The following is a 26,500-nucleotide window of genomic DNA, read 5'->3' on the forward strand; positions in this document are numbered from 1 at the left end:
CTCTTACGGCTCGCGCTCCTCTTACGGCTCGCGACTCTCTGACGGCTCGCGACTCTCTGAGGGCTCGCGGTTCTCTGACGGCTCGCGATGACCGCGGACCTCCGGCATCTGCGGGCCTTTCTCGCCATCGCCGCGGCCGAAGGCATCACCCGGGCGGCGGCCGAGCTGCACGTCACCCAGCCGGCTCTCTCCCGCACCCTGCGCCAATTGGAAGACCATCTCCGGGTACGCCTCGTCGACCGCTCCACCCACCATCTGCACCTGACCGAGGCCGGTCACGCGTTCCGGGTCCGCGCGGCCGCCGCGGTCGCCGCCGTCGACGACGTGCTCGACCCCGCCCGCGCCGGCACCTGGCCGCTGAGGCTCGGGCACGCCTGGTCCGCGCTCGGCGTGCACACCACCACGCTGCTGCGCCGCTGGAAGCAGGAACACCCCCGGACGCCGCTCGAACTGCTCCGCGTCGACGAGCGCGACGCCGGCCTGACCCGTGGCGTCGTCGACGCCGCGATCGTCCGGGGACCCGCCGAGCTGCCCGGATTCCGGGTGCTGCCGCTGCTCACCGAGAGCCGGCTCGCGGCGGTGCCCTCGGACAGCCCGCTCGCCGGGCGAACCCACCTCACCCTCGCCGAACTGGCCGCCGAGCCGATCGCGGTGAACACGGTCGCCGGCATCACCGGGCTCGACCTCTGGCCCCCCGGCAGCACGCCGGTCGGCAGCGTGGAGGTGACCAACACCGACGACTGGCTGGCGACCGTCATCGCCGGGCGGGCGGTCGGGCTGACCAGCACGGCGACCCCGGTGATGTACACCCATCCGGCGGTCGTCTACATCCCGGTGCCGGACGCCCCGCCGGTCCCGGTCCGCCTCGCGTGGCCGGACCCGCCGCGCCACCCGGCGGTGCCGGAGCTGGTCGCGCTGGCCCGCGAGATCACCGGCGCGCCCGCGCCCTGAGACTCTGCGCTCCTGCTGCTCTCACCGAGCGGCTTTCCGGGTCCGGGACGTGCGGCGCGGCCGGGTCGATCAGCATCCGTGGGTCTCATTAAATCGGTTGTGCGGGGCGGGGCTCACGGCGTACACAGGGGGTCTGATCTTGAAGAAAGGAGGGCCGGCGATGTTTTCCACGCACATCACGCCCGCATCCTCCCGGAGGCGGGCGACTCTCTCCTCGGAGTAAGCCTTGACTCTGCACCACACCGACCTGACCATCCGCCCGATCACCGGGCCCGGCGAGCTGCCCCTGTTCAACAGCCTGCCGTACGTTCTGAACGACGAGATCGCCGCCGACCTGGCAGCGGGACGCCGCCATCCGCACTGGTTGTGGGTCGCGCTGCGCGGTGACCGCGTGGTCGCCCGGGCCGGCTGGTGGTCGCGCCCCGGCGATCCCGAGCCGATGCACATGGACATCTTCGACATCGAGGGCGATCCGGAGTACGGGGTTGCGCTGCTGACCGCCGCGCAGCGATCCTTCCCGGTCGTCCCGAACGGCTACAACCGCTTCCTGCCGCCGGACTGGCGCGACGACCCGGCGGTGCGGAAGGCCACCACCGACCGGATGGCGGCCGCCGAGCGCACCGGGGCGGCGCTGTTCGTGGAACGGCTGCGCCTGGAGTGGCGTCCCGGCACCCCGGTCCCGGCGCCGGCCGGGCGGCTCCGATTCCGGCCGGTCCGTGACCCGGACGAGCTGATCGGCCTGATGACGCTGGTGCTGGACGGGACGCTCGACGCGTACAGCCGGGAGGACCTGACCCGGATGACCGCCCGCGAGGCCGCCACCGAGCAGTACCACGACGAGCTGGAACGGTACGCCAGCCCGCACGACTGGTGGCGGGTCGCGACACTGCCGGACGGTGAACCGGTCGGCTTCGTGATCCCGGCGCACAACGGGTACAACCCGATCATCGCGTATCTCGGGGTGGTGCCGGAGCATCGCGGCAAGGGGTACATCGACGAGGTGCTGGCCGCCGGGACGGGGTTGCTGGCGGCCTCGGGTGTGCCCCGCATCCGGGCGGCGACCGACGTCGGCAACACGCCGATGGCGGCGGCGTTCGCGCGGGCGGGTTACGTGACGTACCAGCGGCAGATCGACATGGTCTGGCGCTGATCCTCGCACGTGCTGCGATCAGCGCATGCGCCGCGACCAGCGAGCGCGGCCCGACCAACGAGCACGCCGCGACCAGCGCACGTGCTGCGATCAGCGAGCACGCCGCGACCAGCGCACGTGCTGCGATCAGCGAGCACGCCGCGACCAGCGCACGTGCTGCGATCAGCGAGCGCGCCCCGACCAACGCACACCAAAAGTCGGAACCTACTCCGCCGCTGTGGTCGTGCCGATCCTCGGCGGGCGGTTCTCATACGGCGTCGACAGCACCACCGTGGTCCGTGTCGTCACGTTGGCGGCGGTCCGGATGTCCTGCAGCAGGCGTTCGAGATCGGCGGGACTCTTCACCCGTACCAGAAGCATGTAGAAATCCTCGCCGGCCACCGAATAGCACGAGTCGATCTCGGTGAGGTGGGCGAGCCGGTCCGGCGCGTCGTCGGGCTGGGACGGGTCGAACGGCCGGATCGCGACGAACGCGGTCAGCGGCAGGTCCAGCGCCTCGTAGGACACCTTCGCGGTGTAGCCGGCGATGACGCCGCGTTGTTCGAGGCGCCGGACCCGCTGGTGCACGGCGGAGACGCTGAGGCCCACCCGCTCGGCCAGGTCGGTGTAGGACAGCCTGCCGTCCGCGGTGAGCGCCGACACGATCGCCTGGTCGATCTCTTCCACGCCGGTAACCCTACGGGAGAGGTGTCACCCCAGAAGAGAGCGGGCGATCACCATTCGCTGGATCTGATTGGTCCCCTCGACGATCTGCAGCACCTTCGCCTCCCGGAACCAGCGCTCGACCGGATGGTCGCTGACGTAGCCGGCCCCGCCGAGGATCTGCACCGCGTCGGTGGTGACCCGCATGGCGACGTCGGTGGCGAACAGTTTCGCTTTCGCCGCCTCGGTGGAGAACGGCCGGCCGGCATCCTTGAGGCGGGCCGCGTTCAGCAGCAGCGCGCGGGCGGCCGAGATCTGGGTGCCCATGTCGGCGAGCATGAACCCGAGGCCCTGGAAACGGCCGATCGGCTGGCCGAACTGCTCGCGCTCCCGCGCGTACCCGATCGCGTGGTCGAGCGCTCCCTGCGCGAGGCCGACCGCGCAGGCCGCGATGCCGAGACGCCCGGCGTCCAGGGCTTTCATGGCGATGGCGAAGCCCTCGCCCTCCGCGCCGACCAGCCGGTCGCGCGGCACCCGGGCCTCCTCCAGCACGATCTGCGCGGGGGCCGAGGAGCGCAGGCCCATCAGGCGCTCCGGCTGCTGCGGCAGCAGGCCGGGGGTGGCCGCGTCGGCGAGCAGGCAGGAGATGCCTTTCGGACCGGGGCCGCCGGTGCGGCAGAACAGGTTGTAGAAGTCGGCCTGGCCGCCGTGGGTGATCCAGGCCTTGGTGCCGGTGACCACCCAGGCATCCGGCTCGGCCACGGCACGGGTGGTCAGCGACGCGGCGTCGGAGCCGCCCTGCGGCTCGGAGAGGGCGAACGCGCCGAGCGTCTCCCCGCCGAGCATGTCGGGCAGCATCTTGCGCTGCTCCGCGGTGCCGAAGAAGGCGACCGGCAGGCAGGAGAGGGTGTGCACGCTGACCGCCTCGGCGATGCCCAGCCAGGTGCCGGCGAGGACCTCCAGCACCTGCACATACACCTCGTAAGGCTGGCCGGCCCCACCGGCCTCCTCCGGGTACGGCAGGCCGAGGAGCCCGGAACGGCCCAGGGTGCGCAGCGCCTCGCGGGGGAACTCGCCGCGCGCCTCGAAGTCGTCGACCTTGCCGGCCAGCTCTCGGGTGGCGAGCTCGCGGGTCAGGTCGAGAAGGTCGTGCGCTTCGGGGGTGGGAAGCAGCCGATCCACAGTCATGACGCCAGCTTAACGAACGTTCAGCAGTCACGGGAACCGGGCGTCACCAGGCCCGTCTCGTAGGCGAGCACCACGGCCTGCGCCCGGTCCCGCAGGTCGAGCTTCGCAAAGATCCGGGCCACGTGGGTCTTCACCGTGGCCTCGCTCAGCGTCAGCGAGGAGGCCAGCTCGGTGTTGGACAGGCCCTGCCCGACCAGCGTCAGCACCTCCCGCTCGCGGGGCGTCAGCGCGGTGAGGTCGCGGTGCACCGACGGGGTGTCGCCGGTGGCGGCGAACCGCTGCACCAGCCGGCGGGTGATCGACGGCGCGAGCAGCGCGTCACCGGTGCCGACCAGCCGCACCGCCGCCGCGAGGTGGTCGGCCGTCACGTCCTTGAGCAGGAACCCGCTGGCGCCGAGGGCGAGCGCGGCATACACATACCGATCCAGGTCGAACGTGGTCAGCATCAGCACCCGGCAGCCCGGGTTGCGGGCCAGGATCTGCCGGGTCGCCTCCAGGCCGTCCATGCCGGGCATCCGGATGTCCATCAGCACCACGTCGGGCCGGAGCCGCCGCTCGGCGTCGACCGCCTGCACACCGTCGGCGGCCTCGCCGGCCACCTCGATGCCGCGGGCGGTCAGGATCAGCCGGAACCCGGTCCGGATCAGCTCCTGGTCGTCCACGATCAGCACGCTCGGCTCACTCATGCGGAATCCTCGCCCGCACCCGGAATCCACCGCCGAGCCGGCGCCGGGCGTCCAGGTCGCCCCCATAGACGGCCACCCTCTCCCGCAGCCCGAGCAGACCGCGCCCGGCGCCCTCGCCACCCAGCGCGCTGCCCGCCGCGTTTCTCCCGGCCGGAGCGTCCCGCCCGGCCGGCGCCTTTCCGTTCGCCGGCGCCGGGCCGGTCAGGACACTCGGGCCCGTCAGCACGCTCGGGCCGGTGGTCAGCACGCTCGGGCCGGTGGTCAGCACCTCGACCCGCAGCGCGCGCTCCGCATAGCGGATCGTCACCTCGGCCTTGCCGCCGCTGCCGTGCCGCAGCGCGTTGGTCAGCGCCTCCTGCACTATCCGGTAGGCCGTCGCGGAGATCCCGCCCGGCAGCGGGCGCGCCTCGCCGGAGATCCGCACCTCGACCGGCATGCCGGCGAACGCGATCCGGTCGACGAGCGGACCGAGCGCGTCAAGGGTCGGCTGCGGCGTGAGGTCGTCGCCGCCCGCGTCCGGATTGAGCAGGCCCAGCAGCGTCCGCAGCTCGCTCATGGTGTCGCGCCCGGCTTTCTCCACCGCGGCCAGCGCGGTCAGCGCCTCCTCCGGCATCGTGCGCAGCACCTCGCGCGCCGCCCCGGTCTGCACGATCATGACGCTGACGTTGTGGCTCACGATGTCGTGCAGCTCACGGGCGATCCGGGCGCGCTCGGCGTCGACGGCGGCCCGCGCCGCGCTCTCCCGCTCGCGCTCCAGCAGCCAGCCCCGCTCCCCCATCGCCGTCTCGTGACGCTGCCGGGCCCGGCGCAGCGCGATCGCCAGGCCCGCAGCGACGAGCGCCGGCACCAGCATCGCCGTCACCACCAGCCCCGCCATCACCATGCGCCCACCCTGTCAGATCACCGCATCCGCCCACATCCACCGGCGCGAGTATCCGCGCCTACATCCCCGGGATGACGCGGCGGCCGATTGCATCCCCCGGCGGATGATTTACGGGTACGAATTTTCGTAGCGTTCCGTCCATGACCACAGACACCCCGGTGGTACGCCTCGACGGCGTCCGCAAGGAGTACGGCGACACGGTGGCGCTGGACGGCGTCTCCCTCGAGATCCGCAGCGGCGAGGCGGTGGCCGTGATGGGCCCGTCCGGCTGCGGCAAGTCCACTCTGCTCAACATGATCGCCGGACTGGACCGGCCGACCGCGGGCGAGGTCAGCGTGCACGGCGAGCGCCTCGACACGATGAACGAGACCCGGCTGGCGCTGTTCCGCCGACACCACCTCGGCATGATCTTCCAGTTCTTCAACCTCCTGGACGACCTGTCCGCGCTGGACAACGTGGCCCTGGCCGCCCAGCTCACCGGGACCTCGGCGGGCACCGCCCGGCGGCGCGCGCTGGAACTCTTCGACGAGCTCGGCATCGCGGACCGGCGCAACGTCTACCCGGCCGCGCTCAGCGGCGGCGAACGGCAGCGGGTCGCGGTGGCCCGGGCCCTGATGAACCGCCCGGCGCTGCTGCTCGCCGACGAGCCGACCGGCGCGCTGGACTCGCGAGCCGGTGAGCAGGTCATGGATCTGCTGCTCGACCTCAACCAGATCGGGCAGACCCTGCTGATCGTCACCCACGACGAGCGTCTCGCGCACCGCTGCGCGAATCGCCTGATCGAGCTGGCCGACGGCCGGATCGCCCGCGAGTCCGCCCTGGATCGGGCGATGACGACCGAAGGGATGCGGCTTCATGCCGGCGTGGAGCGAGGCGGAGGCCCGGCATGAGAGCGGTCTGGACCGCCGCCCGCGCGGCGGCGCGGCGGCGCAAGATGCAGACGTTCGTCATCTTCCTGGTCGTGCTCGCCTGCACGACGAGCGGCCTGATCTCGCTGGCCCTGCTGGACGCGGCGGACTCCCCGTTCGATCGGGCCTTCGCGGCGCAGCGCGGCGCCCACGCGGTCGTCACCTACGACCCGGCCCGCGTCACCGACGCCCAGCTGACCGCGGCGACCACGGGCGTGCAGGCCGCCGCCGGGCCGTTCGGCCAGGTGATCGTCGAGCCGCGCAACGACGTCGGCCCGGTCTTCGGGCAGCCGCTCACCGTGGTCGGGCGGGCCGATCCGGGCGGACCCGTCGACCGGGTCGACCTGTGGCACGGCCGCTGGCCGTCCGCCCCCGGCGAGATCGTGCTCAACGAGCCGCCGCTGACCGCCGAGGACTTCCGGCTGGGCCCGCTCGCCGATGTCACCGAGCTGGTCACGCCGGCCGGCACGCTGACGGTGGTCGGCTACGCGTTCACGCTCAGCGGCTCGGCGGACGGCTGGGTGACGCCGGCGCAGATGGCCACGATGAGGCCGACCGGCACGCAGATGCTCTACCGCTTCACCGGCGACGTCGCCACCCGCGAGGCGCTGCGGGTACGGCTGTCCGGGGTGACCACGGGGCTCCCCGGCGACGCGTTGCTCGCCGCCCAGCCGTACCTGGTGATGAAGGACGAGGCGGCCGAGGGCCCCGGCGTCTACCTGCCGTTCCTCGGTACGTTCGGCGTGCTCGGCCTGCTGGTCGCGGTAATCATCGTGGGCAACGTGGTGAGCGGCGCGGTTATCTCCGGGTTCCGGCACATCGGGGTGCTGAAGTCGCTCGGGTTCACCCCGCGCCAGGTCGTCGCCGTCTACCTGACGATGGTGTCGATGCCGGCGGTCGTCGGGGCGGCGCTCGGCACGGTGCTCGGCGTCGCTGCGGTGCGACCGATGCTGACCGACACGTTCCGGGGCCTCGGCTTCGGGCAGGAGGCGGGGATCCGCTCCTGGGTCATCGGGGCGGCGCTCGTCGGCGTACCCCTGATCGTGGTGATCGCGGCGTTGCTGCCCGCCTGGCGTGCCCACCGCCTCTCCGCCGCCGAGGCGATCAGCGCGGGAAGCGCACCACGGCGCGGACGGGGTCTGCGGGTGCAGCGGGCGCTCAGCGGATCCCGGTTGCCCCGCTCGATCAGCCTCGGTCTCGGCCTGCCGTTCGCCCGGCCGACTCGGACCGCCCTCACCATGGCGTCGCTGCTGCTCGGCGTCGTCAGCGTGACGTTCGCCCTCGGCCTGTCGGATTCGGTCATCCGGATCACCGAGGTCGGGGAACGCGCCGCCGGGGAGATCGGCGTCCGGGCCTTCAACGGACGCGAGCACACCCCCAGCGAGCGCTCCGACGCCGAGGTCGAGCAGATGCTGCGCGGCCTGCCGGGCACCGCGCGGGTCGGGGTGGCGGTGAACCGGGACCTGTCGGTCGCCGGTCAGAGCGAACCCCTGAAAATCAATTTTGTACGGGGTGACATGCCCGCCATGGGTTACCAGGAGCAGCTGTACGAGGGGCACTGGATGACCGCCCCTGATCAGCTCGTGCTCCCCACCCAGCTGCTCAACGAACGCGGCCTGACGATCGGCGAGAAGCTCACCGTCTCGCTGGACGGCGACTGGACCACCTTCACCATCGTCGGCGAGACGGTCCGCGGGCTGCCCGGCCCGGAGGGTGCGTTCGCGGCATGGCGCGACTTCCCGCGGCAGGACCCGAACGCGTACTTCTACCAGGTGCAGACGGTCGCCGGGACGGACCTGAACGCGTACGCCGACAAGGTGACCGCGGCCGACCCCGGCCTGGACGCCTGGAACAACACCGGCGGCGACTCGTTCTCCACCGTGATCACCGCGTTCTCCGGCGTCCTCGCGCTGATGCTGGCGACCGTGGCGGCCCTCGGCGTGCTCAACACGGTCGCGCTCAACGTCACCGAGCGCCGCCGTGACCTGGGCATGCTCAAATCGATCGGGATGACACCGCGGCAGGTCGTGGCGATGGTGGTGACGTCGATGGCGGCGCTCGGCGTGGTCGCCGGGGTGCTCGGCATCCCGCTCGGCCTGATCGCGCACCGGATCGTGCTGCCGCTCTCCGCGGACGCCGCGAAGATACGCCTGCCGGAGTACGTGATGCAGGTCTGGGATCCGGCGACCGTCGCGCTGCTGCTGCTCAGCGGGGTGGGCATCGCGGTGGCCGGGGCGCTGCTGCCGGCCCGCGCCGCGGCGAGGCTGACGATCGCACGGGTGTTGCACAACGAATAAGGTGTTCGGCGTGACCTCACCGCTGCTGGCAGTCGACGCCCCGAGCCTGTACTTCCGGGCCTTCCACGGCATCCCCGAGAAGGCCGCGCAGACGCCGGCCGGCGAGCCGGTCAACGCGATCCGCGGCTTCCTCGACATGCTGGCCCAGCTCATCCGGACCCGCCGGCCGGACCGTCTCGTCTGCGCGCTCGACGCGGACTGGCGGCCGGCCTGGCGGGTCGAGCTGGTTCCGTCCTACAAGCAGCACCGGGTGGCGCACGGCGATGTCGAGGAGGTGCCGGCCTCGCTGGAGCGGCAGGTCCCGGTGCTGCTCGAGGTGCTCGCCGCGGTCGGCATCCCGGCGTTCGGGGTCAAGGGGTACGAGGCCGACGACGTGCTCGGCACCCTCGCCGCCGGCCAGCCCGCCCCGGTCGAGGTGGTCTCCGGCGACCGCGACCTGTTCCAGCTGGTCGACGACGCGCGCGGCACCCGCCTGCTCTACTGCGGCCGCGGCGTCGCCAAGCTGGAGGACGCCGACGAGGCGCTGGTCCGGGCGAAGTACGGGGTGCCCGCCCGGTGGTACGCGGACTTCGCGGCGATGCGCGGCGACCCGAGCGACGGCCTGCCCGGCGTGGCCGGCGTCGGCGAGAAGACCGCGGCCCGGCTCATCGAGCGGTACGGCGGGGTCGAGCAGATCCTGGCCGCCCTCGACGACCCGTCCTCCGGCTTCGCGCCCGGCGTGCGGCTGAAACTCGACGCCGCCCGGGAGTACCTGGCCAAGGCGCTGCCGGTCTGCAAGGTGGCCCTCGACGTGCCGCTGCCCGATTTCGACCCGGCGCTGCCGAAGTCCCCCCGCGACGGTGACGCCCTGCTCGCGCTCGCCGAACGGTGGAACCTGGCCGGCTCGGCCCGCCGCCTGGTGGACGCCCTCGCCGCCTGAAATCCTCAGGTGCAGGCGGCTGCCCTCCGATACCCCAGTTCGGTAACCCCGCCGAACGATCGGAGTACGCCTTGTCGACGCGAGCAGTTCGCGCGTGCTTCGCCGCCTGGACCGTGGTGCTCACCGGGTTGTACTACGCGTTCCCGGACGCGCAGCTCTACACCTGGGCGGCGCTGGGCTACTCCAGCGCGGCGATGGTGCTGGCCGGCGTACGCCTGTACCGCCCGTCCCGGCGCCTGCCGTGGTACCTGATCAGCGTCTCACTGGTCCTCTTCACCACCGGTGACTCGCTGTACAACCTGGTGCTCGCGGCCGGCGGCGAACCCGGCTTCCCCGGCCCGAACGACGTGCTCTACCTGCTGTTCTACCCGCTGCTCACGGCCGGCCTGCTGATCTTCGTACGGGCTCGGTCGGGCGGCGGCGACAAGGCGGCGCTGCTCGACGCGCTGGTGCCCACGGTCGGCCTCGGCCTGCTCGCCTGGGTGTACTGGATCGCGCCGTTCACCCGCTCGGCCGAGCTGACCACGCTGGAGAAGGTCGTCTCGATCGGCTACCCGCTCGGCGACGTGCTGGTGCTCGCCATGATCCTGCGGATGCTCACCGGCTCGGGCCGCAAGCCCGGCGCGGTCAGCACGATCGGCATCGCCATGGTGGGCCTGCTCGTCTCCGACATCTTCTACGGCCAGGACCAGCTCAACAGCGCGTGGGAGCTGGGCGGCCCGGTCGATTTCGGCTGGATCGTCTTCTACGCCTCGATGGGGTACGCGGCGCTGCGCCCGTCGATGCGCGAGCTCACCGAGCAGGCCGGCCCGAGCGCCGAGACCGGCATGGGCCGCCACCGGCTGTTCTGGCTCAGCGCCGCCGCCCTGATCGCCCCGGCCGTCCTCGCGGTGGAGTACGCGCAGGGCCGGGAGGTCGAGATCGCCCGGGGCGGCGTCGTCGACGCGCCGGTGATCGCGGGTGCCGCTGCCGTCATGTTCCTGCTGGTCCTGGCACGGGTCGCGGATCTCGCCGTGGCGCAGCGCCAGGCCGGCACGCGGGAGCGGGCGCTGCGGGAGGCCGGCGCCGCCCTGTTCGCGGCCGCCGACGAGGACGATCTGGTGATCGGTGTGGAGAACGCCGTGGCCCGCCTGATGCCCGCGGACCAGCCGTACCACCTGCAGCTGGCGACGCCCCGGCCGGGCCGTGCCGAGGCCGTGGTGACCTGGATGTCCGCCGCCGACCTCCCCGAGGATCTGAGCAGCGGCGGTTTCGCGAACGTGCTGCACTGCCCGCAGTCGCTGCCCGGCGACCGGCACGGGGTGATCGTGCTGGGCGCCCCGGACGCGGTGCTGCGGTCGTTGCGCGGCTCGGTGGAGACGCTCGGCGCGCAGATCGCGTCGGTGCTGGAACGGATCGCGCTCACCCACGAGGTGAGCCGCCGGGACAGCGAGGCCTACTTCCGTACCCTGATCCAGAGTGCCGCCGACGTCATCATGATCCTCGACGAGGACGGCACCATCCGGTACGCGAGCCCGTCCGCCGGCACCCTGTTCGGCGGCAGCGACCCGACCGGCCGGATCTTCGCGGACCTGCTCGCGCCGGACGCCCGGATCACGCTGCGGGACACCGTCGCCCGCGTCGAGCAGGGCGCCGGCGACCTGGAGGGCGTCGCGCTCGCCGCGCTACGCGGCGAGCGCCGGGTGGAGATCGAGTGCGATCTGCGCGATCTTCGAGAGGACCCGACGGTACGGGGGATCGTGGTCACCCTCCGGGACGTGACCGAGCAGCGGCGGCTCGAGGACGACCTCACCCACCAGGCGTACCACGACTCGCTGACCGGGCTGGCCAACCGGGTGCTGTTCCGCACCCGGCTCGAGCAGGCGCACGCCGCCGCCGCGCGTGACGGCAGCACCCTCGGCGTGCTCTTCATCGACCTCGACGACTTCAAGGAGGTCAACGACACCCTGGGGCACGCGATCGGCGACCAGTTGCTGATCGCGGTGGCGCAGCGGATCACCGCGACCATCGGGGCCGGCAGCACCGCGGCCCGGATGGGCGGCGACGAGTTCGCCGTGCTGGTCGGCCAGTGCGACCGGGCGGACGCCGCCGAGGACGTGGCCGCCCGCCTGGTGGCCGCGCTCGCCGCGCCGATCGAGCTGGCCGACGGCGAGGGCGGGGTGCACCTGGTCAGCGGCGCCGCCAGCGTCGGCGTGGCGACCAACTCCGAGGCTGCCAACGCGACCGAGATGCTGCGTCACGCCGACCTCGCGCTCTACCTGGCCAAGGGTCTCGGCAAGGGCGGCTGGCAGCGGTACCAGAGCGACCTGCACACCGCGATGGTGCAGCGCCTGGAGATGCGCACCCAGCTGATCGAGGCGATCGAGGGCGAGCAGTTCGTGCTGCAGTACCAGCCGATCGTCGAGCTGGCCGACCAGCGGATCACCGGCGTGGAGGCGTTGGTGCGCTGGCAGCACCCGGCCCGCGGCCTGCTCGGGCCGTTCCACTTCGTCGAGGCCGCCGAGGAGAGCGGAGCGATCGTCGGGATCGGCACGTGGGTGCTCCGCGAGGCGCTGCGCCAGTTCGCCGTCTGGAAGGCCGAGGACCCGTCGAGCACGCTGCGCTACGTGAGCGTCAACGTGTCGCCGCGCCAGTTCCGCAGTCCCGACTTCGCCGACGTGGTCCGCCAGGCCCTCGCCGACACGGGCGCCCGCCCGGAGTGGCTGCTCCTGGAGATCACCGAGAGTCTGGTGCTCCGGGACGCCGAGAAGGTCCTCGCCGATCTCAAGGCGCTTCGCGCCCTGGGGGTACGGGTGGCGATCGACGACTTCGGCACCGGGTACTCCTCGCTCAGTTACTTGCGGCAGATGCCGGTAGACGTGCTGAAACTGGACAAGTCATTCATCGACGACATTCTGCACAGCCGGCAGCAGCACGCCCTGGTCGACACGATCATCACGCTCGCCGGCAACCTGGACCTCGCCGTCGTGGCCGAGGGCATCGAGGAGTCCGGCCAGCACGCCGCGCTCGACACCATGGGCTGCCAGTACGGTCAGGGCTACCTGTTCGCCAAACCGCTCTGGCCGGCCGACATCCCGGCGCGCACGCAGGCGGCCTCCGAGTTGGCCGTCCTGAGCTGAGTGGACGCGTATCCCGCTTGTCTGCCGGATCGTTGACAGATCCGGCAGACAAGTGTGCGTTCCCGCGCGAGTGGCGGCTCGGTTATCCACTGGCGCGGCGGACCGGTAAGGGGCAGGGTCGCAAGAGTGCTGAAGAATCCCGTGTGGGCCGCCCTCGCCGGGCCGCAGGCCTGTTTCGCCGAGGCCGCCGGTGACGCCGCCCGCTATTCACCCGAGATCGCGCCCTTCGCCGCGCTGCGCGACCCCGCCGACCCGGCCGCCTGGCGCGACCTGGCCACGATCACCGACGTCGCGGTGCTCACCGGCCCGTCGATCACCCCGCCGACCGGCTGGGAGACCACCGAGGTCCTCGCCGGCGTGCAGATGATCGGCCAGAGCATGACCGGCGTCGACGACCCGGACGCGGTGGTGCTGACCGAGGCCGACGTCCCGGAGATGCTCGAGCTCGTGGCCCGCGCCCAGCCCGGCCCGTTCCGCAAGCGGACCGTCGACCTGGGCCGTCACCTCGGCATCCGGGACGACGATGGCCGCCTCGTCGCGATGGCCGGTGAACGCTTCCGCCTGCCCGGCTGGACCGAGGTGAGCGCTGTCTGCACCGACCCGGAGTTCCGCGGCAAGGGCCTCGGCGCCCGCCTCACCCTGGCGGTGGCCGCCGGTATCCTGGCCCGCGGCGAGCTGCCGTTCCTGCACACGGTCCACGACAACGAGGACGCGATCCGGCTTTACGGCCGCCTGGGCTTCGAACACAGCGGCGACGTGGTCTTCGCCTCCTTCCGCCGCACCGCGACGTCCTGACGCCCGCCTCCGGCCCCTCCACTCAGCTCCGGGCCGGGGGCGCGACCTCCCTCAACGCGCGGCCTCCCGCAACGCGGCTTCTTTCAGCGCGCGGCCTCGATCAACGCAGCCTCCCTCAGCGAGCGGCCTCCCTCAACGCGGCCACTTTCAGCGCGCGGCCTCACTCAACGCGGCCACTTCAGCGCGCGGCCTCACTCAACGCGGCCTCCCTCAGGGTGCGACGCAGAACTCGTTGCCCTCCGGGTCGGCCATCACGATGTGATGCCCGTCGACGACGGTGAGCACGCTGCCGCCCGCCGCGACGAGCTCGCCGGATTTCGCCACCACGCGCTCCCACTGGTCATCCGAGCGGCCCACCCGGATGTCGATGTGCAGCCGGTTCTTCGCCACCTTCGGCTCCGGCACGTCGAGCAGGCTCAGCCGCGGACCCACCCCGGCCGGATCCTCCAGCCAGGCCGCGCCGCCCTCACCCTCCTCCTCACCGAAGGACGCCACCCACTCCTCCCGCGTCGCGAACGGCGCCGGAGGCGGCTCATCGACGTAGCCCAGCGCCGATTTCCAGAACTCCGCCAGCGACACGGCATCCACACAGTCAAATGTCAGATCCACCCGTAGCCCCATGGCCGCATCCTGCCACTGCCCTACGACACTTCCCGCCCCAGCGAACGCCGGTCGCCGCGGGTCCGGGGTGAGGGCGCGCCGGGGCCGGCGGCGGGAAGCGCCGGACCGGCGGGCGTCAGGGGTGGCGGCGGCGGGACGGGGTGGTGCGGTTGGGGACGCGGTCGGGCGTACCGGAAAGGGTTATAGCTGTCCGTGGTTGGGTGGGAGGACGTCGGAGAGCTCATATGCGCCTATGTGCGCATACTTCCAGTCGAGAGGATCGTGGACGCTGTGGGTTCGGGCGTTGCGCCAATGGCGGTCCAGGTCCCACTTCGAGGCGGCTGCGCTGGTGCCGCAGAGGGCGAAGATCTCGGACCCGGCGTCCACCGCCACCTCGCTGGCGAAGGCCTTGGCGGCGGCCACCGTGAGTGAGCCTCGGGCTGCCTCCTCGGCGGACCGCGGAATCAGGCCGATCTCGTCGAGAGTTCCGGCGGCGGACTCCAGCAGCGCCTCCGCGGCACGGACGCGGGCGGCCAGGCGGCCGTAGCGGTGACGGACGTGCGGGTCCTCAGCTGCACTGCCGTGACCTGCCCGGATGGCCTCCGTCGACGGTCGCGCCGTGGACCGCAGGTAGGCCCGCGCGTCACGCAGCGCCGCCCCGGCGATGCCCGCCTCGATCGCCGTGTGCACCAGCTGCGCCCGTGCGCCCAGCTGCTGCGGCACCTCGTAGGCCGACGCGTAATCGACGACCAGCTCGACCGGGACATCACGGAACGTGGCCGTTCCACTGATCGTCGCGCGCTGGCCGATCACGTCCCAGTCGGTGTCGACGGTGACGCCGGGCGCGTCGCGGGGGACGAACGCCAGCACCAGGCGGCCCTCCGGGGAGAGCGCGCTGACCGCGATCCAGGCGCTGGTCAGGGCACCCGTCGTGTAGTACTTCACGCCGGTCAGACGGCCGCCGGTGATGGTGGTGCGCAGATCCTGCGCGTGCTTGCCGCCGCGCTCGGCCAGGGCGTTGCCGAGGCGTTTCCCGGTCAGGACGTCGGCGAAGAGACGCTTGCGGGCGTCGGCGCCGCCGTGCACGGCCAGGATGTCGATCATGAGGTAGTGGCCCTGCGGCACCTGGGCGATCGCCGGGTCGGCGGCGGCCAGGATGCGGGTGACCTCGGCGAGGGTGCGCGGGCCGAGGCCCGGGCCGCCGTCCGCGGCCGGGATCGTGATGCCGAGCAGGCCGGACGCGTCGAGGGCGGCGAGCGCGTCGTGCGGGATCACCGCGGCGCCGTCGCGGTCGCGCTGGATCGCGCCGGGCTCGAGCTCGGCGGCGAGCCGGTGGGCGGTGGTGACCGCCTCGTCGTGGGTCAGCATGCGCCGATCCTATGCGGCAACCCGACTGCCCCCGGGGGCCTGCTCAAGTGACCTCCGGCCGGAACCGATCAGCCCGGAACTGATCGGCGCGGCGCTGGTCGGCGGGTCGCTGCGGCGGAGGAGGGTCCTTGCACACCTGGACGAATCGGGTGGCTCCGGCGCGGGCGTCGTATCGGGCGCTCGGGCTGCTCTACGCCCTCGCGATGATCGCCCTCCTCGGCATGAACCTCGGGCCCGACGACAACGAGTGGATCGCCGAGGCGGCCCGGTTCGGCTTCGGCGTCTTCGGCGTGGTCGCGGCCCTGCACGCGGCCCGCCTGCCCGATCTGCCGGCCCGGCTGCGGCGCGCCTGGACCGCGGTGGCCGGCTGCTTCGGTGTGCTGGTGGTCAGCGTCCCGGTGCTGCTGCTGCTGGATCTGAGCCTGGACGACACGAAGACCGCCGACGACGTCATCCACGTGATCTTCGTGGTGGCGCTGCTGATCGCCCTGCAGCTCTTCCCGCTGGCGAAGCTGCGGCCGCGCGACCGCGCCAAGAACGTGCTCGACGCGATGACCGTGCTGGTCGGCGGTTCGCTGGTGCTCTGGTACACGGCCGTCGACCCGATGATCCACAGCGGTCACGACTTCACCGAGGGGTTCGTCGCCGCGGTGCTCTACCCGATCGGCGACCTGGCCCTGCTGTTCACCGTGGCCCGCGCCCTGCTGCGCGGCGCCGACGACTCCGCGCGGCGGCCGTTGCAGCTGCTCACCGCCGGCACACTGGTGCTCTTCGCCGGTGACGCGGTGAACGGCTACCTGAACGCGCACGGCATCATGGTCAGCGCCTCCTGGCAGTTCTCCTGGTGGATCACGACGGACGCGCTGCTCGCGGCGGCCGCGGTGGAGCAGAGCCGGCCGGCGCGGCGGGCCGGGTTCACGCACCGGCCGGGGTTCCGGATCGGGCGATGCCTGCCGTACCTCGCGGTGATGGTCGCCCCCGGGCTGATGCTGTACTCCGCCATCGCCTCGAAGCACTTCTCGCCGTGGGGCGGGATCGCCATCGGCGGCGCGGCGCTCAGCGCGCTGGTGCTGTCCCGGCAGACACTGGTCCAGCGGGAGTCCGACGAGCTGGCGCTCACCGACGGGCTGACCGGTCTCGCCAACCGGTCCCGGTTCCGCGAGACGTCACACCGCGGGCTGCACCGGGACGCCCGCGACGGCCTGCACTCGGCCGTCCTGGTGATCGACATGAACAGCTTCAAGGAGATCAACGATACGTTCGGCCATCAGGCGGGCGACGCGGTGCTGATCGAGCTGGCCGACGTGCTGCGCCGCTGCGTGCCGTCGCCCGGCTTGCCGGCCCGGCTCGGCGGGGACGAGTTCGCGGTCGTGCTCTCCGGCCTGGCGGCACCGCAGCAGGCGTACGAGACGGCCGGCCGGATCGCCGCCGCGCTCGGCCCGGTCGCCGTCGACGGCCGGCTGATCACCCTGGCGGCGAGCATCGGTGTGGCCGTCTCCGCGCCGGGCGAGCTGCACCACGACGAGCTGGTGCACCGCGCCGACCTGGCGATGTACAAGGCGAAGGCGCTCGGTCCGGCGACCCGCTGGGCGGTCTGGCAGGAGTCGCTGGAGACGGCGGCCTGAAGTGCTGTTGTCGTCGATGCGGTGGGGCATCCACCGGGGTGGGATCGGTGGATGCGCCACCACATCCCCCTGGAAGGACGCCACCGCCTGGCAGAACAGGGCGTGCAATCAGCCGCCGCACCCGAGCGTTCGCGCATTGCCACTCGGTTACGTTGATCTGACGTTCGGGCGGTGAGCGGCAGGGCGGCTCACGGTGGGCTCGTGCGCGGGTGGCGGCACACCGAAACTCACGCCGACCGCGATGAGGTCGCACCGAAACGGTTCGTGTGCTTCCATCCCGGCCCTGGCGTTGATGAAACGCCACACAAGCGTTACGTGTGACCTGATCCCCGTGGCACGGGCGTTGCGTGTGACCTGATCCCCGTGGCATGGGCGTTGCGTGTGACCTCATCCACGCCGCTGGTAGTGGCATTGCGGGCCCGGCTGGTCACTAGTGCTGCCGAGCGTCCACGTTGTCCGCACTGAGCGCCAGCCGGCATCGGCGTTTCCAAGATCTGCGAACCGGGGACGACAGGACCGGGAACAGCAGGACCCGGGACAGCACGACCGGGGACAGCGCGCCCGAGACGGCGGGACGACCGAGACGGCGGGACGCGACCCCCGGCCGTCACTCCTCGACGCGCAGCGGCTCCGTGCAGTCGCTGACGACGATGCCCCGCGCGGGGTCGTGCGTGGCCGTCGCGCAGGTCCGGCGGGTAAGCGCCTGCTCGCCGTAGGGATCGGTGCGGGTGTCGACGGTGACGTCGATCCGGCCGTCGGCGCGGGAGCCGTAGCGGGTCGGGATCGGGTGGCCCTCCGTGGTGGGGGCGGTCACCGTGAGGGTGGCGACGCGTTTCGCCTGGGCCGCGCCGAGCAGGCAGTCAGCGGCGGAGGCCGGCAGAACCTCGCCCTGTCTCAACACGAAGGTCCCGCAATCCGGCGAATCGGCCGGGCGCGTGGACGCGGGCGCCGGCGCATCGGACGAGAGCCGTGGCCGAGGCGAAGCGCCCGACGCCGCCGAGGAGAGAGGCGATAACGACGCCGCCGGGGAGAGAGGCGACAACGGCGACGCCGAGGAGGCCGGACCCGGCGACGCGGGCGAGGTCACCGGGGCGATCGAGGCAGGTGAGACCACCGGAGCCCCGGCCGGGGAATCACCCCCGCACGCCGCCACACCCACCGTCAGACAGGCCGCGACCACCAACCCCACCATCCGCGTCATGACGGTTTCGACGTCCTGACCCCATCCCCCGTTCCCACCCCGGTCCCGCCGACCACGAACGCGGCACGGTCCCACGGGCGATCGGCGCTCAGGAACGGGTTCTCCTCGGCCATCCACTCGTCCCACTCCCGCTTCGCGGTCACCGGGTCGACACCCTTGAGCCCCAGGTCACGCAGCAGACCGAGCCGTTCCGCCTCGGCGTAGTCGGACCGTACCCAGATCGCGACGTCGAACAGGTGCGCCAGGTCCCGCCGGGACGCGCCGACCCCCTCGACCAGCACCGCCCGGCAGCCGGCCGGCACCGTGATCTGCCCGTCCCGGCCGCGCCGCTCCCACGCGGGCGGGCGCAGGCGCACCGCCGCGCCGGCGCGCAGCGGATCGAGGACGCCGGTGGTCATCAGATCGGCCCAGCCGAAACGGGAGTGCCACCAGGCCACGTCGTCGGTGTGCACGATCGCCGAGCCGGGGATCCGCTCGGCGAGCCGGCCGGCCAGGGTCGTCTTGCCGCTGCCGCCGCGCCCGTCGACGGCGATCAGCAGCGGGCGCCCGGCCGGCGTCCCGCCCGCGGCCAGCACCGCGGCGACGAAGTCGTCCCAGCTCTGGTCCTGCCACTCCCCCGCGGGAGTCTCACCGGGTCCCAGCAACATCCGAGCACCATAACCCCGTGCCGATCACCCGTGCGCGACGCGGCCCACCAGCGCGCGCGAGCACACCACCGTGATCAGGCCGGCGGCGACCACCGAGAGCAGGCCGACCCGCAGGCTGGACAGGTCGGCGATCGCCCCGACGAGCGGCGCCGAGAGCAGGAATCCGGCGCGCAGCAGCCAGCTCGTCACGGTCAGGCCGGCGCCCTCCGGCAGGCCGGGCAGCTCGTCGGCGCTGTGCATGGCGGCCGGCACCAGCGTGGCGGTCCCGAGACCGGCCAGGGCGAACCCGATCAGCGTGGCCGGCACCGACGGGAACGCCAGGGCCAGGCCCATGCCGAGGGCCGCGACGGCGCCGCCGGCCCGCACCACGGCACGCTGGCCGAACCGGTCCACCACCCGGTCCCCGGTGAGCCGGCCGGCGGTCATCGCGACCTGCAGGGCGACGAACGCGAGGCCGGCCACCGCGGCACTGGTGAACAGCTCGTTGCGCAGGTAGAGCGCGCCCCACGAGGAACCGGCGTCCTCGACGAGCGCGCCGCAGGCGGCGAGCAGGCCGAGCACCGCCAGCATCCGGACGGCGTGCGCGGAGTAGGCGCGGGCCGGCGACACAACGGGCGACGATGAAGCGGGCGAGGGCGTAACAGACGAGGGCGACGCGGCAGCCCCGTCCGCGCCGGGCAGCATGAACTTCAGCGCCACGATCGCGACCAGGCTGAACAGCACCGCGGAGATGCTCAGATGCAGCGGCAGGCTCAGAGCCAGGCCGGCCGCCGCCGACCCCATCAGGCCGCCGAGCACCGCGCCCACGCTCCAGAGCCCGTGCAGCGAGTTCAGGATCGATCGCCCGTACACCCGCTGGACCCGCAGGCCGTGCGCGTTCTGCGCCACGTCGACGATCGCGTCGAGCGCGCCGGCCGCGAAGAAGACGGCGGCCAGGACCCAGACGTTCGGCGCGAACGCGACGAGCAGAACGAGCGCGGCGAGCAGGACGATGCCGATCGAGGCGACCCGCGCGGAGCGGAACCGGCGGATCACCGCGGCGGCGAAGAGACCGGCGATGAGGGCGCCGAGGGGCATCGCGGCGATCGCCGACCCGAGGGCCGCGTTGGTCAGCCCGAGGTCCGCTTTGAGCTGCGGAAACCGGGGTACTACGTTCGCGTAGAGCGCGCCGTTGGTGAGGAAGACCAGGGCGACGGCCATGCGCGCCAGGCGGGCTTCGCGCGGCGGTGCGGTGCGGGTGGCGACGGACATGCGTACGAGAGTACCGACGCTATGTACGCTTGTACATAACGCTTGCCCTCATGGACCCGCCGCCCCGGCCGATAACGCATGCGTGGAATGGTCACGCAAGGACGGGAAGCGGCGCAGCGAGGTCATCGCACCCGCTCTCCGGCATGATCCGCTGCTGACCGCGGCCGGCTGGTGGACCATCCTCGCGGTGATCCTCCTGTTCGCGCTCGACCACTCCATCGAGTCGCAGATCCGGATCTACTGGGCGTTCCAGGTGCCGCTCGACGTGCTCCTCGCGTACTCGTCGTGGCGGGTCTCCCGGGTCGCGACCGGCGCGATCAAGCGCTTCTGGTGGGTTCTGACGTTCTGCGGCGTGCTCTTCGTGATCGGGGACGTCACCCAGACGGTGACCGTGCTGGTCACCGGCGCCGGCGACCGGACCAGCGGCGGCGCGGTGCAGAGCATCTGCTTCGCGGTCGGGCTCGGCGCCCTCATCCTGGCGATGCTGCTGCATCCGCACCCGCAGCGCTCCGGGCGGGACCGGCTCGCGTTCTGGCTGGACTCGGCCACCGTGATGGTCGGTGGCGCGGTCGTGGCCTGGTGCTTCGGCCCGGGCAGCGACTCGACCGGCGCCCTGGTCACCACGCTCGCGGCCGGCGCGGTGGTGCTCACCTCCGCGTTCGCGTCGGTGAAGATGAGCCTCAACGGCAACGCGCCGATGCACCGGGCGGCCGCGCTTCCGATGATCACGGCGGCCGGCGTGAACAGCATCGCGTTCTTCCTGCCCGGCGGCACCGACCAGGTGCTGCCCGCCTACGCCCTGGCGATCCGCTTCCTGCCCTCGCTGCTGATCGCCGTCGGCCCGCGCACCCAGGAGATCATCGCCCGGTTCGACCAGACCGCGTTCGGCGCCAAGCGCCGCAAACCGTACAGCCTGCTCCCGTACGGCTCGATCGCCATCGTCTTCGGCGTCATGGTGTTGCTGATCGCCCGCGACGGCGGTCTGCGGGACGCCGGCAACGGCCGGCTCTGGGGTGTGATCGCCGGCCTCGGCGTGATCATCGCGCTGGTCGCCGGACGGCAGCTGGTCGCCTTCCACGACAACACCCGGCTCATCTCCGAGCTCGACCGCACCCTCGCCGAGCTGCGCGAACATGAGATCCGGTTGCGCCGCCAGGCGAACACCGACGGTCTGACCGGCCTCGCCAACCGCACCCACCTGCAGGACGAGATGACCGTGGCGCTGGACGGCCACGAGCCGGGCACGGTCTCGCTGCTGGTGATCGACCTGGACGGCTTCAAGGAGGTCAACGACACGCTCGGTCATCCGGCCGGCGACGCCCTGCTGACCGGGGTGGCCCGCAAGCTGACCGAGTCGGTGCGCGGCGACGACCTGGTGGCCCGGCTCGGCGGTGACGAGTTCGCGGTGCTGCTGCGCGAGTGCGACGCCACGGCCGCCGAGCACACCGCCCAGCGGATCCTGCGCTCGCTGGAGACGCCGATCCCGGTCACCGAGGGCGCCCGCATCCACGCCCACGCGAGCATCGGGGCGGCCACCGCCGGTCCGGACGCCGACATCGAGACGCTGCTGCGCGACGCGGACATCGCGATGTATGCGGCCAAACGGGATGGAAAGGGCTGCTTGCGCAGCTATCACCCGAGCTTGGCGGTGGTCCATCAACGTGCGGCGGAGCAGGCTTGGGGCCGGGCGAGCTGACTTCCCATCGGGTACGGGGTAAGCCCCGCCGACAGGCGCACGGAGATCCCGCACCGAGCCACCGGCGGACGCGGCTCCCCCGGCCGATGTGCGATGGTGGGCCGGTGACGCTCGACGACCTGGTCCGGCTGCGCCGCGCCCGCGACCGGATGGACCGCGACTACGCGGAGCCGCTCGACGTCCCGGCCCTGGCCCGGGACGCCTGCATGTCGGCGGGTCACTTCTCCCGCAGTTTCCGGGCCGCGTTCGGCGAGACGCCGTACAGCTATCTGATGACCCGCCGGATCGAGCGGGCGAAAGCGCTGCTGCGGCGCGGGGACCTCTCCGTCACCGAGGTGTGCTTCGCGGTCGGCTGTACCTCGCTCGGCTCGTTCAGCAGCCGGTTCACCGAGCTCGTCGGGGAGAGCCCGAGCGCGTACCGGGCGCGCAGCCACGACGCGGGCGCGGGCATCCCGGCCTGCTACGCCAAGATTTACACCAGACCGGTCAGGAACGGAGAAGCCGGCCGGCCCGCTCGTCCGTAGCGTGGGGCGCATGACGATCCGACTCGCGCAGACGTTCATCGCCACCGACGACTTCGACAAGGCGCTCACCTTCTACCGCGACGCACTGGGCCTGGAGGTCCGCAACGACGTCGGGTACGAGGGGATGCGCTGGATCACCCTCGGCACACCCGGGCAGGACGTGGAGATCGTCCTGGAACCGGCCCTGGCCGACCCGAACGCCTCGCCCGCCGACCGGGAGACCATGGCCGAGCTGCTCGCCAAGGGCCTGCTGCGCGGCGTCATCTTCACCACCGAGGACGTCGACGGCGCGTTCGAGCGGGTCCGGGCCGCCGGCGGCGAGGTGATCCAGGAGCCGATCGACCAGCCGTACGGTGTCCGCGACTGCGCCTTCCGCGACCCCTCCGGCAACATGATCCGGATCAACCAGAAGAAGTGATTACCGGCTGCCGGCGGGTACTCCTCAGGATGCCGAGAGGAGGCCGGCATGACAGCCACCGACCCGAACGGGCAGCCGGACATCGAACGCCCGGTCGACCTGAACGACATCCGTGAACGCGAGAAGGCGCAGCGGCCGGACGAGAAACGCGGGGACGACGACCCGGGAGCGCCGCCGCCGCAGCCCGAACCGACCGACTGATCCGCACCGACCCACTGATCCGCACCGGCCCGGGGTTCCGCCCCGGGCCGGCGGCGTCCCGGCGCACAGGAAGCCCACAGATCACTCATGGGTCAGGGCCAAGAGCTGGGCGGACAGTAATCGCCATGACCGACTTCGCGATTCGACTCCCGCAGACCCAGTCCTCCGCCGTCGCCGGGACCCCGATCCGCTGGCGGATGCGCGGCGCCGCGATGGCCGCCGCCGTCGTCCTCGGCACGGCCGGCAGCACCGCCGTGACCCGCTCCGCCGACCACGGCGTCGCGGTCGCCCCGATCACCACCGCCGTCCCGTCGTCGCCGGCCGCCACCGGGATCAGCGCCGCCATCGGGACCGCCGCCGCCTTCGGGACCGCCGCGGTTTTCGGGACCGTCACCGGCTTCGGGTCGGCCACGGCTGCCGGGCCGGCGGGCGTCGTTCCGGTCTCCGCGGCGCCGCTGCGGGCCTTCGTCTACGACAGCGCGACCGGCTCGGTCCGCGAGATCGCGTGAGCCGCCGTGACCCTCAGGATCCTCCGGCCGCCGGTCCGGGCTCGCGCGGCGGGCGGGTGTGCCACGCCGCGACACCTGCCGTCACGAAACCGGCGGACTCGTACAGCGGGCGGCCGGCCTCCGTCGCGACGAGCGTGACGTGCCGGTCCGGGCACGCCGCCAGAGCCGCCGTCAGCACCGCCCGGCCGGCCCCGCGGGAACGGTGCTCCGGCAGCGTCGCCAGCCAGTAGACGCCGACGGCCGTACCGTCGTCGTAGGTGTAGGCGGCAGCCGCGGGCGCTCCGCCGTGACGGCCCAGCCACACCCGCCAGCCCGGTCTGCCCAGCAGGTCCGGTGACAGCGCCCGCCCCGGCGACCAGGGTTGATAGGCCGGCAGCGGGAAGCCGTCGACGATCACGCGTTCCGCCACTGCCAGCTCGTCCGGATCGTGGACCTCGCTCACCCGTACCCCCGCAGGCGGCGCGGCCACGCGCCCGGGCCGGCGGATCATCACCGGCATGCGCACAGTCCCGGGCCCGGGTTCGATGACGCCGAAGGCGTCCTCCACCACCAGCGTCCGCCGCGGCGCCAGACCGAGCACCCGCTCGGGTCGCGCCTGCGCGCCGAGCAGGATCACCCGCGCGCCGGCCGCGTGCTCGGCCAGCAGATATCCGTCGCCGCGCACCGCACCGGCCGCGCGCGAGGCCCACATCGCCGCCGCGTTCGCCAGGTGCATCCCGATCATGGCCGCATCGTAGACGGGCCGCGCTTTGTCCGATCGACGGTGGCGCGTGTCCGATCGGACCATCGCCGCGAGCGTGCGGGGCGTGTTGGTCCTCGGTGACCTTCGAGCCATCCGTTTCTGAGTCGCCGCCGGCCCGCGACGAGCCGGCGCCGGAGCCCGACGAGGCGGCCGCGAAATCCGGGGAGCCGGCGCCGGAGCCCGACGAGGCGATCGGGGAACGGGACGCGCCGGCGGCCGGGGTCGCCGAGCCCGAAGAGCCGGCGCTCGACTCCGGGGAGTTCGTGGTCGAGCCGGACGCGGGGCAGGCCACCGTCCGGATCCCGGTGCGGGCTCACGCGCCCCACCGGCGGGCGCTGTGGCCGCGGATCGCCGGTGGCTTCACCGCCGCCGTGCTGCTCGGCGGCATCGCGGCGTTCACGCTCAACGGGCCCGGCGCGATCGAGGCCGGCGCCACCGCCGCCGAGCTCGACGCCAACCAGCGCGGCGACAACGCCGTCACCGGCGCGATGGGCGAGCCGGCCCGCGACGGCGGGTTCGAGTTCACCGTCACGGCTATGACGTGCGGCGGCAAACGGGTCGGACCGGCCGAGTACGGCGCGGCGGCGCAGGGCGAGTTCTGCCTGATCGACCTGACCGTGACGAACATCGGCGCGTCCGCGACGGCGTTCCTGGACATCCCGCAACTGGCCCGCGACGCCGAGGAGGGCGTCCACCACCCGGACACCGTCGCCGGAACCTGGGCGAACCAGAAGCACCCGGACTTCACCCGGTCGATCGGGCCGGGGCATACCGTGAAGGGCCGGCTGGTCTTCGACGTGCCGCGCGGCACCCGGCTGACAACCCTGGTCCTGCACGAGGTGATGTTCAGCCGGGGTGTGCGGGTGCCGCTGCGGCATGGGTGATCGTTCTTGTTTGCCCTCGGCGCCGCTCGCCGAGGCGTGGCGGTCCGGTACGACCGCGTGGTCCACGAGCAAACGGCAGAACTGCAGACGACGCTGAACACCTGCCCCTAGACGTCACCCGAGCGGGATCGTCGCGATCGGGCGCCAGGTGACCGTTTTCGCCTCGGCGTCCACCGACACGTCGACCAGCTGGACCGCGCTGACGCGCATCGTGGCGTGGCCCGGCCGGACCCGCCGCAGGTCCCGCTGGATCGCGGCGTTGTCGGCGTCGCCGTTCGCATAGCCGATCGTCATGTGCGCGATCCCGGCTTCGCTGCTGAGCGCGCCGGGCCCGCGGACCCGGCCGATGACCTCGCGGACCCGCGTGCCGAGTGCGGCGATCCGATCGTCCGGATGAACGTCGAACATCACCACCGAGGCCTGCGCGAGACAGCTGCCGACGGTCAGCGAGAACGACCCGAAGCCCGCGAGATCGCCGGTCAGCGCCGCCGCCAGCTCGGCCCGCTCGGCCTCCGAGTACGCCGACCCGAACACGTCGGCGATCTGCGCGAGCGTGATGTGCAGCCAGCGGTCCTCGACGCACGCCAGCGGATAGGGCGCCAGCGCCTCGCGGCACCCGGCGGTGAGGGCCGCCAGCTCGGGGTTCTGATCGAGGTCGGGGATGACGTAGACGTGCAGCAGCGTCTCCCCCGGTGGCCACGGCTCGGCGCCGTGCCGGAAGGCGAAGGGTTTCACGGCGGCAACTCTAGAAGGCTGCCGCCGTTCACGGGAACCCCTCAGCTGACGCTGCGGTCGACCGGCTCGTCCGGGTCGGCGCTCGCGCCGGAGCCGCCCGTGCTCGCCGACGGGATGCTGGCCTTCAGCGCCTTGACGTCCTGGCACACCGTGCGGAACTTGAGGATCTCGGTGCTGACCGCTGCGGTCAGCGTCTGCTCGTCCGGGTTGCCGGCCGCCGCCTGGGCCTTGCGGACGCTGAATTCCAGCGCGCCCGTCTGGGTGCTGATCAGCGTGCTCTTGGCGGTCTTGCCGGCGGTGACGATCTGGCTCGCGGACGCCAGGTCGAGGTCGTGGCCCGCGTTGCCGAGGACCGCGTTCTCCGCCAGCGTGCAGGCGGTCGCGGTGCCCTCGTCCAGGCCGGACAGGTCGGCGGCGGAGGCCGCGGTGGCGGCGCCCGGCGCGGTGGCGGTCTCGTCGTTGCTGGCGCAGCCGGTCAGGCCCAGGGTCAGCAGGACGCTTGTGGCGATCACTGCGGTGGTTGCTCGCATGGCGGGCCACGTTACCGATCCGGTCATCGCG

General features: G+C 72.6%; 26 protein-coding genes. 14 read left to right on the forward strand and 12 right to left on the reverse strand.

Features of this window, described 5'->3' with window-relative positions; genetic code table 11:
* Positions 1–87 precede the first annotated feature (87 nt).
* On the forward strand, positions 88–951 hold the full coding sequence (locus AMIS_RS23435) for a LysR family transcriptional regulator (RefSeq protein ID WP_014444876.1): 864 nt from the start codon (positions 88–90) through the stop codon (positions 949–951).
* A gap of 226 nt (positions 952–1,177) precedes the next feature.
* Complete coding sequence (locus AMIS_RS23440; protein ID WP_014444877.1) at positions 1,178–2,101, forward strand: GNAT family N-acetyltransferase; 924 nt, start codon at positions 1,178–1,180, stop codon at positions 2,099–2,101.
* A gap of 204 nt (positions 2,102–2,305) precedes the next feature.
* On the opposite strand, the gene AMIS_RS23445 is transcribed toward AMIS_RS23440, so the two are convergent.
* Genes AMIS_RS23445 through AMIS_RS23460 form a run of 4 tightly spaced genes read right to left on the reverse strand, consistent with a single transcriptional unit; the run spans position 2,306 to position 5,494 of the window.
* Complete coding sequence (locus AMIS_RS23445) at positions 2,306–2,767, reverse strand: Lrp/AsnC family transcriptional regulator (protein ID WP_014444878.1); 462 nt, start codon at positions 2,765–2,767, stop codon at positions 2,306–2,308.
* A 24-nt stretch (positions 2,768–2,791) separates the two neighbouring features.
* Entirely contained in the window at positions 2,792–3,931 is a 1,140-nt protein-coding gene (locus AMIS_RS23450; RefSeq protein ID WP_014444879.1) for an acyl-CoA dehydrogenase family protein, read from the reverse strand.
* Positions 3,932–3,951: 20 nt separating this feature from the next.
* A complete protein-coding gene (locus tag AMIS_RS23455) occupies positions 3,952–4,617 on the reverse strand; it encodes a response regulator (RefSeq protein ID WP_014444880.1) in 666 nt (221 codons plus the stop codon).
* Positions 4,610–5,494: a sensor histidine kinase gene (locus tag AMIS_RS23460; RefSeq protein WP_051042548.1), complete on the reverse strand. Its 885-nt coding sequence runs from the start codon at positions 5,492–5,494 to the stop codon at positions 4,610–4,612. The genes AMIS_RS23455 and AMIS_RS23460 overlap by 8 nt, the downstream gene beginning before the upstream one ends.
* Positions 5,495–5,640: 146 nt before the next feature.
* Between AMIS_RS23460 and AMIS_RS23465 the strand changes: the two genes are divergently transcribed.
* The 5 genes from AMIS_RS23465 to AMIS_RS23485 all read left to right on the forward strand — a co-directional run bounded on the left by AMIS_RS23465 (position 5,641) and on the right by AMIS_RS23485 (position 13,538).
* Positions 5,641–6,390, forward strand: a complete 750-nt coding sequence (locus AMIS_RS23465; RefSeq protein ID WP_014444882.1) for an ABC transporter ATP-binding protein — start codon at positions 5,641–5,643, stop codon at positions 6,388–6,390.
* Positions 6,387–8,705 (forward strand): ABC transporter permease, encoded by a 2,319-nt coding sequence (locus AMIS_RS23470; protein WP_014444883.1) that lies wholly within the window; start codon positions 6,387–6,389, stop codon positions 8,703–8,705. The genes AMIS_RS23465 and AMIS_RS23470 overlap by 4 nt, the downstream gene beginning before the upstream one ends.
* A gap of 10 nt (positions 8,706–8,715) precedes the next feature.
* Entirely contained in the window at positions 8,716–9,624 is a 909-nt protein-coding gene (locus AMIS_RS23475) for a 5'-3' exonuclease (protein ID WP_041831190.1), read from the forward strand.
* Between the two features lie 71 nt (positions 9,625–9,695).
* Positions 9,696–12,743, forward strand: a complete 3,048-nt coding sequence (locus AMIS_RS23480) for a putative bifunctional diguanylate cyclase/phosphodiesterase (RefSeq protein WP_041830006.1) — start codon at positions 9,696–9,698, stop codon at positions 12,741–12,743.
* 126 nt (positions 12,744–12,869) lie between these two features.
* Positions 12,870–13,538, forward strand: a complete 669-nt coding sequence (locus tag AMIS_RS23485) for a GNAT family N-acetyltransferase (RefSeq protein WP_014444886.1) — start codon at positions 12,870–12,872, stop codon at positions 13,536–13,538.
* Between the two features lie 210 nt (positions 13,539–13,748).
* Here the strand turns inward: AMIS_RS23485 and AMIS_RS23490 are convergent, their stop codons facing one another.
* Complete coding sequence (locus AMIS_RS23490) at positions 13,749–14,147, reverse strand: VOC family protein (RefSeq protein WP_231859069.1); 399 nt, start codon at positions 14,145–14,147, stop codon at positions 13,749–13,751.
* 192 nt (positions 14,148–14,339) lie between these two features.
* Positions 14,340–15,506, reverse strand: a complete 1,167-nt coding sequence (locus tag AMIS_RS23495) for an acyl-CoA dehydrogenase family protein (RefSeq protein ID WP_014444888.1) — start codon at positions 15,504–15,506, stop codon at positions 14,340–14,342.
* Between the two features lie 128 nt (positions 15,507–15,634).
* Between AMIS_RS23495 and AMIS_RS23500 the strand changes: the two genes are divergently transcribed.
* A complete protein-coding gene (locus AMIS_RS23500; protein ID WP_157435006.1) occupies positions 15,635–17,131 on the forward strand; it encodes a GGDEF domain-containing protein in 1,497 nt (498 codons plus the stop codon).
* A 607-nt stretch (positions 17,132–17,738) separates the two neighbouring features.
* Here the strand turns inward: AMIS_RS23500 and AMIS_RS40765 are convergent.
* The 3 genes from AMIS_RS40765 to AMIS_RS23515 form a co-directional block, all read right to left on the reverse strand.
* Positions 17,739–18,032: a hypothetical protein gene (locus AMIS_RS40765; protein WP_014444891.1), complete on the reverse strand. Its 294-nt coding sequence runs from the start codon at positions 18,030–18,032 to the stop codon at positions 17,739–17,741.
* A gap of 296 nt (positions 18,033–18,328) precedes the next feature.
* Positions 18,329–18,979 (reverse strand): nucleoside/nucleotide kinase family protein, encoded by a 651-nt coding sequence (locus AMIS_RS23510; RefSeq protein ID WP_197537966.1) that lies wholly within the window; start codon positions 18,977–18,979, stop codon positions 18,329–18,331.
* Positions 18,980–19,003: 24 nt separating this feature from the next.
* Complete coding sequence (locus AMIS_RS23515; RefSeq protein WP_014444894.1) at positions 19,004–20,230, reverse strand: MFS transporter; 1,227 nt, start codon at positions 20,228–20,230, stop codon at positions 19,004–19,006.
* Positions 20,231–20,312: 82 nt separating this feature from the next.
* On the opposite strand from AMIS_RS23515, the gene AMIS_RS23520 reads away from it, so the two are divergent.
* The 5 genes from AMIS_RS23520 (at position 20,313) to AMIS_RS23535 (ending at position 23,578) form a co-directional block, all read left to right on the forward strand.
* Entirely contained in the window at positions 20,313–21,926 is a 1,614-nt protein-coding gene (locus tag AMIS_RS23520; RefSeq protein ID WP_014444895.1) for a GGDEF domain-containing protein, read from the forward strand.
* Positions 21,927–22,012: 86 nt separating this feature from the next.
* The gene (locus AMIS_RS23525) at positions 22,013–22,450 is read left to right on the forward strand and encodes a helix-turn-helix transcriptional regulator (protein ID WP_014444896.1); all 438 of its coding nucleotides are present in this window, start codon (positions 22,013–22,015) and stop codon (positions 22,448–22,450) included.
* 10 nt (positions 22,451–22,460) lie between these two features.
* On the forward strand, positions 22,461–22,868 hold the full coding sequence (locus tag AMIS_RS23530) for a VOC family protein (RefSeq protein ID WP_014444897.1): 408 nt from the start codon (positions 22,461–22,463) through the stop codon (positions 22,866–22,868).
* 48 nt (positions 22,869–22,916) lie between these two features.
* Positions 22,917–23,069: a hypothetical protein gene (locus AMIS_RS42910; RefSeq protein ID WP_014444898.1), complete on the forward strand. Its 153-nt coding sequence runs from the start codon at positions 22,917–22,919 to the stop codon at positions 23,067–23,069.
* 125 nt (positions 23,070–23,194) lie between these two features.
* Entirely contained in the window at positions 23,195–23,578 is a 384-nt protein-coding gene (locus tag AMIS_RS23535) for a hypothetical protein (RefSeq protein WP_014444899.1), read from the forward strand.
* A 13-nt stretch (positions 23,579–23,591) separates the two neighbouring features.
* Here AMIS_RS23535 and AMIS_RS23540 read toward each other — a convergent pair whose 3' ends face one another.
* A complete protein-coding gene (locus tag AMIS_RS23540) occupies positions 23,592–24,302 on the reverse strand; it encodes a GNAT family N-acetyltransferase (RefSeq protein WP_014444900.1) in 711 nt (236 codons plus the stop codon).
* A 95-nt stretch (positions 24,303–24,397) separates the two neighbouring features.
* Here AMIS_RS23540 and AMIS_RS23545 point away from each other — a divergent pair, with 95 nt between their 5' ends.
* Positions 24,398–25,204, forward strand: coding sequence for a DUF4352 domain-containing protein (locus tag AMIS_RS23545; RefSeq protein ID WP_014444901.1), 807 nt, complete (start codon positions 24,398–24,400; stop codon positions 25,202–25,204).
* 114 nt (positions 25,205–25,318) lie between these two features.
* Here AMIS_RS23545 and AMIS_RS23550 read toward each other — a convergent pair whose 3' ends face one another.
* Positions 25,319–25,939: a 2'-5' RNA ligase family protein gene (locus tag AMIS_RS23550; RefSeq protein ID WP_014444902.1), complete on the reverse strand. Its 621-nt coding sequence runs from the start codon at positions 25,937–25,939 to the stop codon at positions 25,319–25,321.
* A gap of 41 nt (positions 25,940–25,980) precedes the next feature.
* On the reverse strand, positions 25,981–26,469 hold the full coding sequence (locus AMIS_RS23555) for a hypothetical protein (RefSeq protein WP_041830008.1): 489 nt from the start codon (positions 26,467–26,469) through the stop codon (positions 25,981–25,983).
* Between the last annotated feature and the right edge of the window lie 31 nt (positions 26,470–26,500).

The organism is Actinoplanes missouriensis 431 (genome assembly GCF_000284295.1).
Lineage (GTDB): Bacteria > Actinomycetota > Actinomycetes > Mycobacteriales > Micromonosporaceae > Actinoplanes > Actinoplanes missouriensis.

Bases quoted from the DNA above. Each gene is read 5' to 3' on its own strand.
- AMIS_RS42910 (WP_014444898.1), top strand. From the start codon at position 22,917: ATGACAGCCACCGACCCGAACGGGCAGCCGGACATCGAACGCCCGGTC.
- AMIS_RS23470 (WP_014444883.1), top strand. From the start codon at position 6,387: ATGAGAGCGGTCTGGACCGCCGCCCGCGCGGCGGCGCGGCGGCGCAAG.
- AMIS_RS23555 (WP_041830008.1), bottom strand. From the start codon at position 26,469: ATGCGAGCAACCACCGCAGTGATCGCCACAAGCGTCCTGCTGACCCTG.
- AMIS_RS23510 (WP_197537966.1), bottom strand. From the start codon at position 18,979: ATGTTGCTGGGACCCGGTGAGACTCCCGCGGGGGAGTGGCAGGACCAG.
- AMIS_RS23515 (WP_014444894.1), bottom strand. From the start codon at position 20,230: ATGTCCGTCGCCACCCGCACCGCACCGCCGCGCGAAGCCCGCCTGGCG.
- AMIS_RS23525 (WP_014444896.1), top strand. From the start codon at position 22,013: ATGTGCGATGGTGGGCCGGTGACGCTCGACGACCTGGTCCGGCTGCGC.
- AMIS_RS23450 (WP_014444879.1), bottom strand. From the start codon at position 3,931: ATGACTGTGGATCGGCTGCTTCCCACCCCCGAAGCGCACGACCTTCTC.
- AMIS_RS23435 (WP_014444876.1), top strand. From the start codon at position 88: ATGACCGCGGACCTCCGGCATCTGCGGGCCTTTCTCGCCATCGCCGCG.
- AMIS_RS23530 (WP_014444897.1), top strand. From the start codon at position 22,461: ATGACGATCCGACTCGCGCAGACGTTCATCGCCACCGACGACTTCGAC.
- AMIS_RS23535 (WP_014444899.1), top strand. From the start codon at position 23,195: ATGACCGACTTCGCGATTCGACTCCCGCAGACCCAGTCCTCCGCCGTC.
- AMIS_RS23540 (WP_014444900.1), bottom strand. From the start codon at position 24,302: ATGATCGGGATGCACCTGGCGAACGCGGCGGCGATGTGGGCCTCGCGC.
- AMIS_RS23465 (WP_014444882.1), top strand. From the start codon at position 5,641: ATGACCACAGACACCCCGGTGGTACGCCTCGACGGCGTCCGCAAGGAG.
- AMIS_RS23460 (WP_051042548.1), bottom strand. From the start codon at position 5,494: ATGGCGGGGCTGGTGGTGACGGCGATGCTGGTGCCGGCGCTCGTCGCT.
- AMIS_RS23455 (WP_014444880.1), bottom strand. From the start codon at position 4,617: ATGAGTGAGCCGAGCGTGCTGATCGTGGACGACCAGGAGCTGATCCGG.
- AMIS_RS23495 (WP_014444888.1), bottom strand. From the start codon at position 15,506: ATGCTGACCCACGACGAGGCGGTCACCACCGCCCACCGGCTCGCCGCC.